Genomic DNA, 14548 nt, shown 5'->3' with positions numbered 1-14548 from the left:
CAAAATGGACTGAGTGATGCGAATCATAGCACCAATACCCCGAAATGAACGACGTCAGATGAAAAAATTTATTCATAAAACCCGAGATAAAGATTACGCCCGCCGACTCATGGCACTCTTGATGTTACATGAAGGTCAGACCGTTTCTTACATCGCCAGAACCCTTCATTGTTCACGTTCTTCCGTCCATCGTTGGATAAATTGGTTAACGTTATATGGGCTGGAAGGATTAAAAAGCTTACCGAGAGGAAGGCCTACTCGATGGAATTTAGCCCCGATTTTTAGCTTGTTGTCGTTCTTATTATCACACTCCCCGCAGGATTTTGACTGTTTGCGTTCACGCTGGAGTATTGAACTTATCACTCAGATAATCAATGAATTATTAGGGGTATCACTGTCGAAAAGTACGCTTTATCGTTACTTTTGTCAGGTGGGTATTGTCTGGCGAAGAGCGGCGCCTACTGTCAAAAAGCCTGATCCGGAGTATGACGAAAAAATGGCAAAAATCACCGAAGCCTTAGCCAACGCATCAGAGCAACATCTTGTTTTTTATGAAGATGAAGTCGATATCGATCTGAATCCTAAAATCGGGGCAGACTGGTGTCTAAAAGGACAACAAAAACGCGTGATGACACCGGGGAAAAACCAAAAGCACTACCTTGCAGGCTGCCTTGATGCCCGAACAGGTCAAGTGACTTATGTCGGTGGTATAAAGAAAAACGCTGATTTATTTATCAATATGTTAGAGAAAATTAATCGTCAGTATCGTCAAGCCAAAAGTATCACGTTGATTTTGGATAATTATGGTATTCACAAAAGCCATAAGGTCAGGGAATGGCTAAAACAAAATCCTCAATTTAACCTGTTATTTTTACCGGTCTATTCGCCATGGCTAAATAAGATTGAACGCTTGTGGCAATCCTTGCATGAAACCGTCACCCGAAATCATTGCTGTCAGTATATGTGGCAACTCTTAGCGTGCGTTGAAGAATTTATGATTGCATTTTCATTCGGGCAACAACCGGGAATGAAAAAAATGAGTGTATCGTTATTATGAAAGTTTATTTATTACCTTTTTTAATACCTAACTCTATACGAGCATAATCAGCAGATGAAAAAACCCAATTACTAAACAAATTCAAAGCACGTATTGCATAGCCTTTTCCTCTGAACTTAGGAAAAATTCCATATCCTACATCTGCTACTTTAGGTGGGATAACTGGCCTAAGATTTATACGCCCAACTAACTCGTTAGATTTATTTTCGATTATTGAAATACTCATTTTCTCATCTGTAAGCCATTTCAATGCCGCTAGTTTTGCCTCTTCATAGATTGAGTTGAAACTAAATTCGGGGAAAATGGACCAATGACGAGTTATTGAGTTTTTTTGTTCATAATATAGTCCGTAGCTATCCTCAACTGATGTAACCCGTAAAGTTAGAACATCATCCGATAACCCTGCTTCAGGGAGTAGTTTTAATTTATTTTTTCTTACATTATTTATCGTTTCCTTCGTTAGGTATAATATTACAGTATCAACAAACTCCCCATCAGAATTAATTAACTTAGCTACGCCGCAATAAATAAATCCTATACTTATTGCATCCGAGATTAAATAAATATCATTAAGATTTATACGCGTTTGTATTACTTTATTTAATTGAGCAACTCCATGAAAAAATTTTTCCATCTGTTTATAAGGAGTATTTACCGACTCTCTATTTACATAGTTAAAATAATGATGCAGCAAAGAGGATACTTCATCATCAAAATTAAATGTGGATATGCAATAACCTATATTAATTTTTAAATTATCTTCTTTTTTTTTGGGGTCGTATGTCTTGATTTTTTTTAAAAATTTCCAAAAGTCAATTGAATTATTACATGATTTTATTATTTCTTCTTTCATGTCATTATTATACATAGATCACCATTTCATTTTAGAGCTACACTAAACTACCCACTTGATGAATACATATACTCTATAAACTTCAAGTTGCAACCAGCAAGACAACGTGAAGCCTTATATCTCCCGCTCCGCGGGGAGATATAACAGGCATCTTAGAGATTCATTGGTATGCAGGGTGAGAGCGTGAACGTTTCTTGAACTCAATTTGTATGTAATGCAATCCAATTGCAAGCCAAAAACGATCACCCTAACTTTATTTATGTGCTAAATAGTTATTCATTTAAGCGAGCTGTTCAAAAAACAATCTTACGTGTTCTCACCCTGATTGGTATAGATCATACTTTTAATAAAACCAAAAAAATACTATACCTAAGCATAGGTTTTATACTTTTCGTATTTTTTGTATATTTAAAATTATGAATTTTGTTTGTTAAACATGCAGAGCAGGAGTTCACTTTGTTATTTATTTAACCAAAATAACTATGTCACAAAATGTGATAAATCACTTTTCAAAGTGATTTAAAAGAATTACAAAAAATAAATAATAATTTCAATTAGTTGACTTCTGTTTTGAAAAGTGTATTTATTTCTCCCTGATTAGAAGATAGTATTCCACTTGAATGCTAGTGTAAACTTTGATCAGACAGTAATTCCATAGAGAATACATCATTAATAAATTATCTGAGAATAATATAATTTAACTTTCCAATCCAAAACATGAGATGCTATAAAACATTAAGTAGATTATTCAAGGAGCATTCTGTATTTTAATGGACAAATCTAATTATCTAAATTCACACTTGAAAAAATTAAATCTAGCAGGAGGTTATATGCAAAATAACAAGTTCATGCTCTTACTTGTTTTATCTATTGCAGTTTTTAGTGTTATTACTACCGAAGTGGCCGTAATTGGGTTACTTCCACAGTTAGAATCACAACTTCATGTTACCCCTACTCAAGTTGGTTTTCTTGTAGAGTATCTATGCTATTATTGTAGCCATAACAGGTCCATTTGTTACTTTAATGTTATCGAATATAGAAAAAAATATTCTCCTTATTATTCTCTTCATATTTGTCATTCCACATCTTTATACTAACTACAAATAATTTTAATGTGATGCTTTTTTTTTAATAATACTTCCAGCACTGGTGCATGCTGTATCTTTGCAGCTCCACTTGTAGTTGCTGCCAACTCAGTACCTAAAAGAAAAAAGCCCAGGAGCGGTAGCAAAAGTTTTTGCAGGTGTTGCTGTGGGATTGGTTTTAGGTGTACCAATGAGCTCTCTCATCGCAGAGCATTTGTCATTAAGTTCTGCATTTTACTTTGGGGCAGTGTCCTGCGTATTAGCTTTCATAGGTATTATATTTTTTGTTCCTTCTTTTCCTTCTACAAAAAAGTTATTTTTTGAGCCAATTAGCAGTGTTAAAGAAAAGGGGACACTGGTGCCTATGATTTTTACATAAAAGGCACTGATTTTCTCAGGAGTGTTTCACAAACTTCAGTTATATTGCAGATTACCTTTCTAAAATTACACACCTCAATAATAATCTTATTAGCGCAATTTTAATTTTATTTGGTGTGAGTGGGTTCTTGGGAAACTTTGTCTTTAGTAATTTTTTACAAAAAAGCGTTGTCAAAACAACCCATGCATACCCTGTTTTATTGACCCTTCTATATGTCTTTATCTGGTATTTCGGGATTCTCACCAATAGCTATATTTGTGTTAAGTATTTTTTGGGGAGCTCTACATTCTGCTGGACTTGTTATCAGTCAGACATGGTTGATGCAGGAAGCCAGTGAAGCTCCAGAATTCGCCAACAGTCTATATATTTCTTTTTCTAACTTAGGCATAACAATTGGCGCTGTAACAGGAGGGTGGGTTGTTGTCACATTTAGGAATACATACAGTTGTTCTTAGCAGTATTGTTTTTACATTTATGGCATTTTTAAGCATTTACATTAAAAATAAGATTGATAATAATGACAAAAAACTTATCAAAAAAATGACATAATTAACCTTATGTCATTTTCGGTTCTGTCGCATTAACGACATTTCGGGTAAACTCCCCAGTTTTTACGCGAGTCTTGGCGGACCCCTGTAACGAGAAAGCATAAAAATCTGTGGGGCATTTATGCGGCAACCGATTCTGTCCAACAACGTTCCGTTTCGTCATTTAATTTTATGCCCGGATACCAATGCTCAAATTGGGTTTTCAAATCATCATTCAGTACGGCTGTGCGTGTTTGGATTAAATAATGCACACCTTGCTGACTCCATTGCATCTGCTGCTTTTTCACCATCCGTTTACGGGTCCTGTGGAAGAACCCCCAGATCGGTAAACTTTGAGAGAAAACCCTGCTCAGTCATCCCGCCAATAGTTTGTTATCCATGAGATTCCACTGTTTGAAGATCGCCAGTGAATGGATATGATTGCTGACGATTTCATTGGCTGCACAAAGCGTATCCACCCGAATAAAATCTTCCCGTACTGCGCGCAGCGGGTTGAGTTCCATATCCGACATATCGGCCATTTTCAATGCACCAAATCCAAAGGCTTCCGACAACAAACAGGCATTAATTGCCAACGGTAACGGTTTTTTCCGCTTAGTATAACGGTCTTTCAGGTGGGTAAATCCACGCCACAGGTCAGTCAGCTCACCGATGAACATGACAATGTTAGCAATTTCAACTTTGGGCAAGTTTTTGAAAAAAGCATCGTCCAGCTTTTCAACGCTGTCATAGTGCAGACTCCAGTGTTGTTGTCCGGTTTTGGTTTCACGAACGTTAAAGCCGGGATTGTTATTTTCACGAATATTGTGAGTCGTCCTCTCCCAGGCTTCATCCAGCTCCTGTAGCGCTTCATCAAGACGCTGGTCACAGTAAACAGGAAGGCGGGAATAACCAAACTCCGCCGCGATCTTTTCAACGTGATCAACCAGCGTATCGTCAACCAGATCGGTATCAATATCACAGTAGGAGAGCGTAAAAAAGTGTGGGGCACTTTTTTAGCTCACTATAATTAAGCAATTAATCGTATTTATCAGATAGCGGTGAGAATCACCCAATCGCCACAATTCCCCGTAACCTGAGTTGTTAAACTATTTTATCCAGCTCTCACCAAATCCATGCCCCACACTTTTTTACGCTCTCTTTCCCTTTTTTCGAAAGTGGTGGTAGACCTGACGTCCATATTTAACCGCATCTTCAACTCTATAGTTGAACACAAAACTTCCTTTATTCATGCGTGATAAGTTACACGCAAAACAAAAAGGCGGGCTATAGCCCACCATACCGTTAATCTATTGCCCGAAAAATCCGGTCCTGAGCATCCAGCGGAAGCGTCTTAACATAATTCCGCAGCGTATGATACCTCTGAGCTATCAGCTCATTGGCACGGCTCCAGCCCTTATCAAAAGCGATGCAGCAATAGTGACTGAACGAATACAATGCAACAATAATCCCAACTTCTTCTGCTGATACCGATTCATCAAAATAGTTGTCCAAGGAAAGGTGATAACCTTTCGGTGCGATGAATGCACATGCACCATTAGGCATGATCACATATTTCCATTCTCCACCATCATATCCTTTAGCATATTGACACATGAAGTTGGTCACATGCTTTTCTGCTAGGGGAAAGAAAACATCAAAAACAGTAGGGTAGGAAGCGTAATTTCTGCTCTACATTGAGGATACGGGTTTTAACAATATAACTCATTTTGAGTACTCCTTATATTATAATTGCCGATTCCGGCTATTAATCGGGACAGAAGAATTGCCAACCGATAGGAACAGTATACGTAAAACCCGCAAAAGTCAATATTAGTAAATAATATACTTACTATCCACTTACTTTTAGACTATTCTGATATGTTTATTTTAGGCTGATTGATACTGTATTTAGCCGCTTCATCCAGTATAAAGTTAGCCATTTTTTCAGGAAGCCATACGTTAACTAAACGGAGGTTTCCGCCATCTTCTGTGTCTAATGTGATGTTTTGATACAATTCCCATATGCGTTTTACTGTACTGTTAACGTTCTGCTTAGTACGACCAACGCGATCAGCAACATCTTTTTGGCTTTCACCTTTGACTAATACGGAATGACCGATCTCTGTAGAGAGATGGGTAAGCGTCTGCATTGCTGGTAGAAGTCGGTTCCATTCATCCTGTGTCATTCTGCGTTTCTGAGTCATTATCTTATCCTGGTGAAATAAACTAATTTATCACAATGATAAGATACCAACCATCATCAATCAATAAAAGTAAACATTATATTTACAAATAAATACCTTAAGGCGGAGAGGCCAGTCACAACAGTGACGAGTCTCTGAAAAATAATCAGTTAAAGAGTGTGATTAATAATTGTCACCGCTCGCCGCAAGACCAAATTAGTGAGCCGCTATGCGGCGAGTCTGTTTGGTCGAGGAAGCGGAATATCATTTGTACTAAAATTTAGCACCTACATCTTTTATCCACAACTTATAGATGGATAATTATAGGCAAAACATAAAGGATAACCTTACAGGTTTAGGGGGGGGTAATTTAACGTAGTTAGGGGGATAATTTAACGTGGATAACTTATTGTATATACAAATCTTTTACAGCTTTTTCATGATTTAAAGCAACTGTCTTAGACAATTTTTTTATGAGGTAATGTCGTGATACGATTCATTCCATTCCTCATTCTTTTTGGTCATGGCGTTCAGGATAGTCAATAGCTTACGCATACAGGCAACCAGCGCTACTTTTTTAGGCGAGCAACCGATTGTAAAACGCCTTGATCACCGGATTAAACTGAGTTGCCACAAGGGCGGCCATATAGAGTGCGGTACGCACTCCAGCCCGACCACCAGAGATGGTTCGTCGGCCTCGCATTGTCCCTGAATCACGGTTAACAGGGGCTACACCCACAAGGGCGCTGATTTCGCGACGCGTGAGTTTGCCCAGTTCGGGGACTTCTACTAACAATGCTGCGGTGGTCGTCGTGCCTATCCCTTTGACGCTACAAAGTCTTTCTGAGATAGATTTAAAGTGCGTTTTGATATGGTTATTCATATCGTTATCAATGCGCGACAACTCTCTTTCCAATGCTTCAATAATCACGTTAATACTTTTTCGACTCTGTGGATGAGATGGATGCAGACGATTACGCTCAGCAACCAGCATGGTAATCAACTGGCGTCTACGCACCACCATAGCAGAAAGAACCTGACGTTCAGCATCCGGTAGTGCTCGAATAAACCGTTCACGTTCGGGGTGACGATCTATCACCTCCGCTATCTGAGCCAGAACTTTGGCATCAATACGGTCAGTCTTTGCCAGATACCCCATCGCACGGGCAAAATCACGCGCTTGTCTGGGATTGATGATCACGACATCAAGACCTTCAGCTTGCAGTGCATAAGCCACAGCCGCTTCCAGTCCTCCGGTTGCTTCCATCAGGATCAGTGAAATTGTATGTTCCTTCAGCGTAGACACAATGACGTCAAAGCCATCAGGATCATTACTGATAGTGAACGCGCTTATTGTTGTACTGGCGGCGATCTCCAATGAAGCTTTGGAAACATCAATGCCTACACAAAGTGGACTTGGCTGACTCATATTACCCTGCCTTGCAAATGCGTTATGGATAACAGACAACTGTTCGGGTTTCAGATGAGTGGCTCAGTGTATGCGCCAATAGCTTTAAAACGGGCTTAAAACCCCAGGGCAACTCAGACTGCGTACACTGCGCCAAATCTAATCGTATTTATTTTAACCTACTTTTAAGATACAAGGGGCTCACTCAGGTGACTGAACGGGTCTACTCACCCAAATCCCCAAAAAGCGATGAGTTTATTTTTCCCCTGAAAAAGCAAGAAAAAGTCATACACAATAAGATCATTTATTGGTGGGTACAAAATTGATCTTATTTTTTGTATTAAGAATTTTTATAGGTTCACTAAGTTATATTTTTTTAATTAAACATATCTCACGAATTTCGCAACCAAGAATATTAACATTTTTATATTTCCCAGAGGGGAGGAAGCCAATTTTTTCATAGAATTTTAAAGCTCTAAAATTATCTTCTATAACCCATAGCGTAACAAATTTGAAACCTGATAATTTCAATTCTCTGAAGAACAGTATATATTAATTTTTGGGAATAACCCATTCCCCAATACTTCTGACAAAAATAAATGGCAAAAATTGATCCAGTATTAGGGGCATCTCTTGAAACACCAAATGAACAAAATCCAAATATTTCATCACCATATTCAGCAATAAGAGTTTTAGGAAAACCAGTGTCAGAACGATTTAATCTTTTATACCAAGATTTTACTTTCTTATGGACAGACAGATTCCCAAGTTTCTTTTCTGGAATAATATGTTTATAAGCGGCTTGCCATGATTTAACATGTAATAATGCAATTTTCATTGCATCATATACACATGCTTTTCTGATTTTAAATATCATAATAATAAAACACTCTGGTATTATCTGTGAGAATAAAATTGTTATAAAAATTAAAACATAGTGTTAAAGTTTAAATGAGTTGGGTACGGGGATAGGATACTATTAAAATAAGACTGATGTTTAGTATAGCCGAACTTATTTTCCATGAAATGGAAATAACGCGTGCGAAGACATTTTGCAAATTTTAATAAAATTTCTTGCCCACCATCTGTTTGTGCAGCATTATTTTCTGAGTTATAAATTTCATCAAGAATTTTGAATAAAACACTGCTAATTTTATTAGTATCAACGTTGATAGAAATGTTATCAATCTCAGCGACGTTACTCTGGATAAGACAACTGAACCAAAAAAGACCATTCTCAGCATCAGAACTGGCTAAAATTCCGCCAGATGATGAATTTTTCCAATATCCACTTCGAAAAGAACGAAGTAGGCGTTCAGCTAAAATTAATTCTTGAGTGATAGGTACTAATTCACCAAATAAATCCTTACATGATTCCAGTAAGAGCCAGACAGACATATCAACACGAAATTCCTCAATACCTGCATAGACCAAACCCAAGGGTATTTTTTTTACTGCTGCACCAAATAAGGGGATCGGTCCAGAACCATGTAATAATTCATGAAGAGTCAACCACAAAACAAAGGCTTGGTCTAATTTTTCTTCGGAAATATTGACTAAAATACTCGAGGCACCATTAACCATGAAATGCTCGTTAAGTAATGGAGCAGTTAGATGATTAAATCGAATTTTGATAATATTATGAAAAAGAATTGAGCGACGATAGTTAATTTGTCGTGTAGAATCTCTCCAACCGGAAAAATAAAACGGGCTAAATAGAGCTATATATTGCCCAAGACCACGCCTAAACGCTCCTTCGATTAATCCAATATCATAAAACTCAATATGACGCCCATGAAAATCGAGCGAGGTTCCAAAAATACGATTACCAAGTATATCAAGATTATTTTCAATAATATCAACTAAATATCCAATTTTAGATGTACGACATGCTGCTAACAAACCCTGTTCAGCAGGTTTACCTTCCATTGCTCTCATTAATCCCAAAAATACAAAACATTGAGTATCTCGAAGTTGCCCGAATTCGGCAACGGCGTCATCCCAAAAACCACTGTTCAGTCCATTGAGGATACATCGATTAAGTGCAGTTTGAGCCTGTAATATTGGGGAAGACAGAACAGCCTGAAACAAATTTGCTATGTTAACATAATCGCCTTCACGGACTGCAAGACAAAGTTCATGCCAAGGAAGAGAAAAATTTAAATCTAATCCTACAGGTAATTCAATAATTGCATTAGTTAAATTTTTCATTTTGTGTCTCCAACGATAAACACCAAGTAATAGCCGTCTCGTCAATAAGAAGGTGAGGATCTTGAGCATCGATTAAGTAATCAATAGATAAGTTTAATTCCAATGTTTGTGCAACAAAGCGAGCTTGCTCATTAAGATGACCTAAGTCTAAAAAAAGGTCTTTCCAGGCCCAGGAGTGACGATAACGCCATTGATATTGTTCAAAATTCCATTTGACCCGAATGAAGGCAAAGAAATTTTGACCATCACATGGTTCCGAAGAAACTAAAATTAATGAATGATAGCGCATATTATATTCATAAATCTCAACGTAATTATTATTGCTAATAGTTACGTTTATCCTGAAAGGATGACGGCATCCCTTTGACGGTACAGCTTTAAGAACTACATCTAAAACATCGAGAAAACGTGCTAATCGAAGTTTCCCAAATGTCCAAAAAAGCAAAAAACCAAGCTTCTCAAATTTTGTTATCGGTTTATAACCTGATGGATAAAATGCAGGATGAGGAAGGCGTCCTGTTTTAATATGAGAGTTCATTAAATAAGTGGATGGTGGAGGCGATATATTTAAATATCTTTCCATTTGATATCGGTCTTGATTATATACATCTGGTTCTGAGTAGTTTGCATGGTAAAGAATAGATTTACCACAAATATAACCAGCAACATCAGTTTCAGATAATGGAAAGGAAAACGTATCTGTCCAAACTGATTCTCTATCAGAAAGGTCAAATAACCCAAGTTGTTCTAATTGGTCAATAATAGGCCACCATAACTCTTCATTCCAATTGAGATCAACCCTAATTGATTCTAAGTTTATTAAATTATCAGTCTGGCATAGTTTATTTATAAGCCGAAAGATTTCATCATTTGGCTCCGATATCTTAGCTTTCCTTAATTGGGCTGGATTACAAGTATACCATTCACCAGATGCAATAATCATAGTGAAAAACTTACTAATTTTAATATGGTTATTTATGAGAAAGGGTGAAGGCATTTTATTCTCCCATTCCAACAAAAAGGAAGATTGGCAGGCAGGAAGCATTGTACTGACTGAAACCCGAATAACTCAGACAATGGCGTTGAGCGATCTATAATCAAACAATCACTTATATTTTGCTTAATTGCATTAGGAGAAATAAATGAACCAACATCATTCTTGTCCGCATCATGAAATTTTAGCTGCTTAAGTGTTTCTTGAGCAACTTCCTTCATCATATTAGCTTCAAAGCCTGAAGATATCTTGTATTTATCTTCGTAGACTAATTTTGGCCATATTTCAAAGGAATGTACAAGTTGTCCATACAATTCGTTAATAGCATGCAATCTTGCTTGCTGGTCAGAAGTATCAACACCACAACCTGTGATTAAAGCAGGGCTGTTGATACCATCTCCCAAAAATAATACCAGATAAAAATTGAAAGCGTTTTCTAGATTGATGTGAGAAAGCCAGATAGAACCGCCTATCTGCTCAATGTATGAAGCCAGTTCATTTCCTATAATATCAACATTTGCCATATGTACAGAAGGTAAACCGCTTCGCCAAATATCCTTCAAAATAGCTCGTTCCAAAGCTTCATGGAATCCGTTCTGTACTGCATTTTCATATAAAGAATGTACGGCCATTCCAGTAGAGTCGGGGAAAACCAAAGGTTCTTTGACAGTAGCCAAAGATTCGATCTGTACATATTCGAGGGGTAAAAAACTTTGGCTATCATCTATTTTATTTTTGCATGTTATCCACCAACGTGGATTATCAGTTTCATGGCGAAGCTCTAAAAGATTAGTTACTGAAGAATGTATATGTCCTTTTAATTCTCTTGATGATGCAAAATGAATTTCTTCAGCAGGTCGACAAAAAGCGCTTACCCGTTCTATCGCCTCTGCACGAGCTTTTAAAAGAGCATAATCAGGGTTGAGATCTATACCTCTGCCAACCAATAAACGCGTAGTGCCATCAAAACAGGAGACATTCAATATAGCTATAGCTATATGTAGTAACACTGTATTTGAGATATTTGATTTTAACCACATCCTAGCATAATCACTGGGCAAGGTTCCATCAGGCCAAGAATATCCATATTCACGGTAAACTGTGGGAAGTTGACATAATGGATTATCAAACCATTCTGATAAAAAGGCACAGGTTTTATTATCATTAGACATCGATTATCCTTCTATTTTCTTGCCTAAAACCATGGCATAGATCACACACTCCCATGGAAAATCAAGACGTAATGTTGAAGCACAGAATTCATCGTCAAAGCCACCAATAACAATGTGTGGGACATTTATCTTAGTCGCGGCTAAGCAAGCATTTTGGGCTATATGTCCTGTTTCTAACAGCATGTAGCGGTAGCCACGATCACCATATTTGGGACAAATTTTCAACAATTTTCCTACCCACATGATAATTGCTGATGCAGATGAATAATCAATATGGCGTGTACGAAAAAGTAGAGAAAAATCGGATGGCAAGCTTATTTCTTTATTTTCAATTAGCTGAGTGGTGAGTGGATCGTAAGTAAAAGCTGCCATCGGCAAATCCTCTACTTCCCGACAAAGTACTAAAGATGAAACAGGAAATAACCCCCCAGCAGAGGGAGCAGTACGACATAGCCCTACAGGGCTATCGTGTATAATACCATTAGCACACCATAAAATATCTAACAAGTCATGAAGTGTGAGTGGTATTTGACCAAATTTGCGTGCGGACTGTCGAGAACGCAAAATCTTTGAAAAATCAGATAATCGAGCATCATATGGTGAATAATCTGTTTTTACATTGTTTCTTTCCGATTCAAAAATTAAGTCCTCGAATGGAGAAGATGGTTCATACAAATGACCGAAACTTGATATAAAGTGAAAAGCCAAGCTTGCCTTCGAATGTTTTGGAAAGCGATCATCAGAAATATCATTCCTATCAACCGATTGCGACGACATATAGAGGTGCCTCCTCATAGCCATTCATACCCATGATACGGTTAGCATAGTCATCCTCAAAAGCTGGAGTCAAAAAAGTACTGAAATGAAAAGCCGTTCCAAGGAGTATATATTTTTGAGCTAATTCAGCTGTATTTATCATTAGAGTTCGATATGCTCTAGGGTGACGATACCTATACATATAGCGCAACCAAATTGCAGATATCACAAAAGCACAAGCACAACCCCGTATACGTTCTTGTCCAATACACATTTGGATTAATTCGTCACATAGATCGCCATGACGTATGAGTACTACGCGATGATCTAATGGGTCATAGTGATAGATACCTGGCTCTAAACCAGATACATTGAATGCGAAGAAATAGCTTTCTAATGCTGAGAATGATGAATTAAACAGCCTTTCAGGCTGATTTTCGAGATACTGTTCTGCTTCTTTCCTTAATCTACGCGTTTCAATATTGGCGAAATGCAGGATTGTGCTTAACTCATTTTGATCAATTTGTTTTTTTTTCCAGGGTTGGTTAGATCGCCGTCGTAGAAGTAATTGCTCCATGGGTTCTTCAGGAAGAACATTGGGAGAAGGAAGTACAATATATTTCTTATCACTGTAAATTTTCCAAAAATCCGGTATAGGTTCTTTTTTGATTAAATCAAACAGCATTTCACGTTGTTGTTTTATTGGATCTTCCGATTCTCTATCTAAATAAGGCAAGTTTCGTGTGCATAAGTGCATCACAAGTGCTTCCAGCCAACCACGATCGATCCAGTGCGCAACTGCTTTTTCTTGAGGGTTGGCTATTGATGCATCTTGAAGAATATTAGATTCATAGAGATTTGAAATGACATCCAATGCAGTATCTACATCAACTTCAAGAATATTCGCGAATGTTTCTCTGATAGCAGAAATTGATTGAGTATTAGAAATACTGGCTAAAGCACTTAATATTCTTACATCTGGCATGACATATGTTTCTCCCTGCAAAAGGAGATCTATGTGAATTTTTTTACCAAATCGAATACGGAAAAATGGATTTAGCTTAAGTTCATTCGGCATTTCTATTACATTTGTCATATATTTCACCCTAACCAATGAATGCAAATGAGGAGGCAGCTTCATTTAGTCCATCAATTCCCAAGAAAGCTTCAACTTCCTTTTCTGAAAGTGAGTACCCACGAAAAGAACGACGTTCAAGTGATGAAGCCAGGTATGCTAATGTTTGCATGACATGGCCAAGGTCATGTTGCATAACACGATACGAGCGACCTTCTCGATAACGGAACATGCTTCGTTCAAACATTGTACTAAAGAGAAAAGCCAGGATAGGTTCGAAGCTAAGCCGAGATCGGTGGCCTAGTACTTTTTCGAATAGTAGTTCGCTGTGATCCCCCGGAATGAGCAAAGATAATCCATGGTGCTTGACGCTATAATGGTAAAGACCTTTGGCTATATTTTGGCAGTCTAAGATTACAATATAAGCCTCGGTTGGATGCCGACTACCTCCAGAAGGTGAGGTTTTTGCCACATGTGCTCCGGTGAGAGGTAGACGTCTTGTTGCAGTTTGACCGACGCTTAATTTCAGCAGATAAGCTAACTCATCAATACAGAATTGTCCTGTTCTATTACCTTTTGAAACTTTTGCTAAAAAAATTTCATTTAATCCGATTGTTTTTTTTACATTTATCTCATTAAGTTCAGGCAATTTGATGAATGGTAAATTTTCATAGAGCTTATAATTAGATGGTGGCGATTCTTTTTCCAAATATTCGCGCATTTCGGCTTTATCTTCGAGTCCTTTTGGATCTGCAAGGTAATTCATCCTAATCAATCTAGTTGTATAGAAATGATATTGCATCGCTTCATCCCACCCGTGTTCTCTCCAAATTTCCCTAATCTTT

General features: G+C 37.6%; 13 protein-coding genes and 2 pseudogenes. 2 read left to right on the top strand and 13 right to left on the bottom strand.

Annotated features, from left to right (window positions below):
* Positions 1–16: 16 nt before the first annotated feature.
* Positions 17–1057: an IS630 family transposase gene (locus AAC853_RS00155; protein WP_340613247.1), complete on the top strand. Its 1041-nt coding sequence runs from the start codon at positions 17–19 to the stop codon at positions 1055–1057.
* Positions 1058–1061: 4 nt separating this feature from the next.
* On the opposite strand, the gene AAC853_RS00150 is transcribed toward AAC853_RS00155, so the two are convergent.
* Entirely contained in the window at positions 1062–1925 is an 864-nt protein-coding gene (locus AAC853_RS00150; protein ID WP_340613245.1) for a GNAT family N-acetyltransferase, read from the bottom strand.
* A 1167-nt stretch (positions 1926–3092) separates the two neighbouring features.
* On the opposite strand from AAC853_RS00150, the gene AAC853_RS00145 reads away from it, so the two are divergent.
* Positions 3093–3374: a hypothetical protein gene (locus AAC853_RS00145; RefSeq protein ID WP_340613244.1), complete on the top strand. Its 282-nt coding sequence runs from the start codon at positions 3093–3095 to the stop codon at positions 3372–3374.
* A 667-nt stretch (positions 3375–4041) separates the two neighbouring features.
* Here AAC853_RS00145 and AAC853_RS00140 read toward each other — a convergent pair.
* The 12 genes and pseudogenes from AAC853_RS00140 to AAC853_RS00085 form a co-directional block, all read right to left on the bottom strand.
* Positions 4042–4218 (bottom strand): annotated as a pseudogene (locus AAC853_RS00140) (ISKra4 family transposase); the annotation flags it as partial.
* Between the two features lie 57 nt (positions 4219–4275).
* The gene (locus AAC853_RS00135; RefSeq protein ID WP_340613242.1) at positions 4276–4611 is read right to left on the bottom strand and encodes a Tn3 family transposase; all 336 of its coding nucleotides are present in this window, start codon (positions 4609–4611) and stop codon (positions 4276–4278) included.
* A gap of 595 nt (positions 4612–5206) precedes the next feature.
* Positions 5207–5518 carry an antirestriction protein gene (locus tag AAC853_RS00130; RefSeq protein WP_340613240.1) on the bottom strand — a complete coding sequence of 104 codons (312 nt, stop codon included), beginning with the start codon at positions 5516–5518 and terminating at the stop codon, positions 5207–5209.
* 254 nt (positions 5519–5772) lie between these two features.
* The gene (locus tag AAC853_RS00125) at positions 5773–6108 is read right to left on the bottom strand and encodes a TrfB-related DNA-binding protein (protein WP_340613239.1); all 336 of its coding nucleotides are present in this window, start codon (positions 6106–6108) and stop codon (positions 5773–5775) included.
* Between the two features lie 450 nt (positions 6109–6558).
* A pseudogene (locus AAC853_RS00120) lies at positions 6559–7516 on the bottom strand (IS110 family RNA-guided transposase).
* 460 nt (positions 7517–7976) lie between these two features.
* Positions 7977–8333 carry a GNAT family N-acetyltransferase gene (locus tag AAC853_RS00115; protein ID WP_340613237.1) on the bottom strand — a complete coding sequence of 119 codons (357 nt, stop codon included), beginning with the start codon at positions 8331–8333 and terminating at the stop codon, positions 7977–7979.
* A gap of 89 nt (positions 8334–8422) precedes the next feature.
* On the bottom strand, positions 8423–9706 hold the full coding sequence (locus AAC853_RS00110; protein WP_340613236.1) for a hypothetical protein: 1284 nt from the start codon (positions 9704–9706) through the stop codon (positions 8423–8425).
* A complete protein-coding gene (locus AAC853_RS00105) occupies positions 9690–10703 on the bottom strand; it encodes a nitroreductase family protein (RefSeq protein WP_340613235.1) in 1014 nt (337 codons plus the stop codon). The genes AAC853_RS00110 and AAC853_RS00105 overlap by 17 nt, the downstream gene beginning before the upstream one ends.
* Entirely contained in the window at positions 10682–11872 is a 1191-nt protein-coding gene (locus tag AAC853_RS00100; protein WP_340613234.1) for a YcaO-like family protein, read from the bottom strand. The genes AAC853_RS00105 and AAC853_RS00100 overlap by 22 nt, the downstream gene beginning before the upstream one ends.
* A 3-nt stretch (positions 11873–11875) precedes the next feature.
* A complete protein-coding gene (locus AAC853_RS00095; RefSeq protein ID WP_340613233.1) occupies positions 11876–12649 on the bottom strand; it encodes a SagB/ThcOx family dehydrogenase in 774 nt (257 codons plus the stop codon).
* On the bottom strand, positions 12630–13724 hold the full coding sequence (locus AAC853_RS00090) for a SagB/ThcOx family dehydrogenase (RefSeq protein ID WP_340613232.1): 1095 nt from the start codon (positions 13722–13724) through the stop codon (positions 12630–12632). The genes AAC853_RS00095 and AAC853_RS00090 overlap by 20 nt, the downstream gene beginning before the upstream one ends.
* Before the next feature lie 10 nt (positions 13725–13734).
* On the bottom strand, positions 13735–14548 hold an 814-nt coding region (locus AAC853_RS00085), incomplete at its 5' end, for a SagB/ThcOx family dehydrogenase (RefSeq protein ID WP_340613231.1).

This window comes from Xenorhabdus thailandensis (assembly GCF_037996785.1).
Classification (GTDB): Bacteria; Pseudomonadota; Gammaproteobacteria; order Enterobacterales; family Enterobacteriaceae; genus Xenorhabdus; species Xenorhabdus griffiniae.
This window is presented reverse-complemented; position numbering and strand designations above follow the sequence as displayed.

Excerpts from the sequence above, each read along its gene's own strand:
- AAC853_RS00155 (WP_340613247.1), top strand. The coding sequence starts at position 17 with ATGCGAATCATAGCACCAATACCCCGAAATGAACGACGTCAGATGAAA.
- AAC853_RS00150 (WP_340613245.1), bottom strand. The coding sequence starts at position 1,925 with ATGTATAATAATGACATGAAAGAAGAAATAATAAAATCATGTAATAAT.
- AAC853_RS00130 (WP_340613240.1), bottom strand. The coding sequence starts at position 5,518 with ATGTGTCAATATGCTAAAGGATATGATGGTGGAGAATGGAAATATGTG.
- AAC853_RS00125 (WP_340613239.1), bottom strand. The coding sequence starts at position 6,108 with ATGACTCAGAAACGCAGAATGACACAGGATGAATGGAACCGACTTCTA.
- AAC853_RS00115 (WP_340613237.1), bottom strand. The coding sequence starts at position 8,333 with ATGAAAATTGCATTATTACATGTTAAATCATGGCAAGCCGCTTATAAA.
- AAC853_RS00110 (WP_340613236.1), bottom strand. The coding sequence starts at position 9,706 with ATGAAAAATTTAACTAATGCAATTATTGAATTACCTGTAGGATTAGAT.
- AAC853_RS00105 (WP_340613235.1), bottom strand. The coding sequence starts at position 10,703 with ATGCCTTCACCCTTTCTCATAAATAACCATATTAAAATTAGTAAGTTT.
- AAC853_RS00100 (WP_340613234.1), bottom strand. The coding sequence starts at position 11,872 with ATGTCTAATGATAATAAAACCTGTGCCTTTTTATCAGAATGGTTTGAT.
- AAC853_RS00095 (WP_340613233.1), bottom strand. The coding sequence starts at position 12,649 with ATGTCGTCGCAATCGGTTGATAGGAATGATATTTCTGATGATCGCTTT.
- AAC853_RS00090 (WP_340613232.1), bottom strand. The coding sequence starts at position 13,724 with ATGACAAATGTAATAGAAATGCCGAATGAACTTAAGCTAAATCCATTT.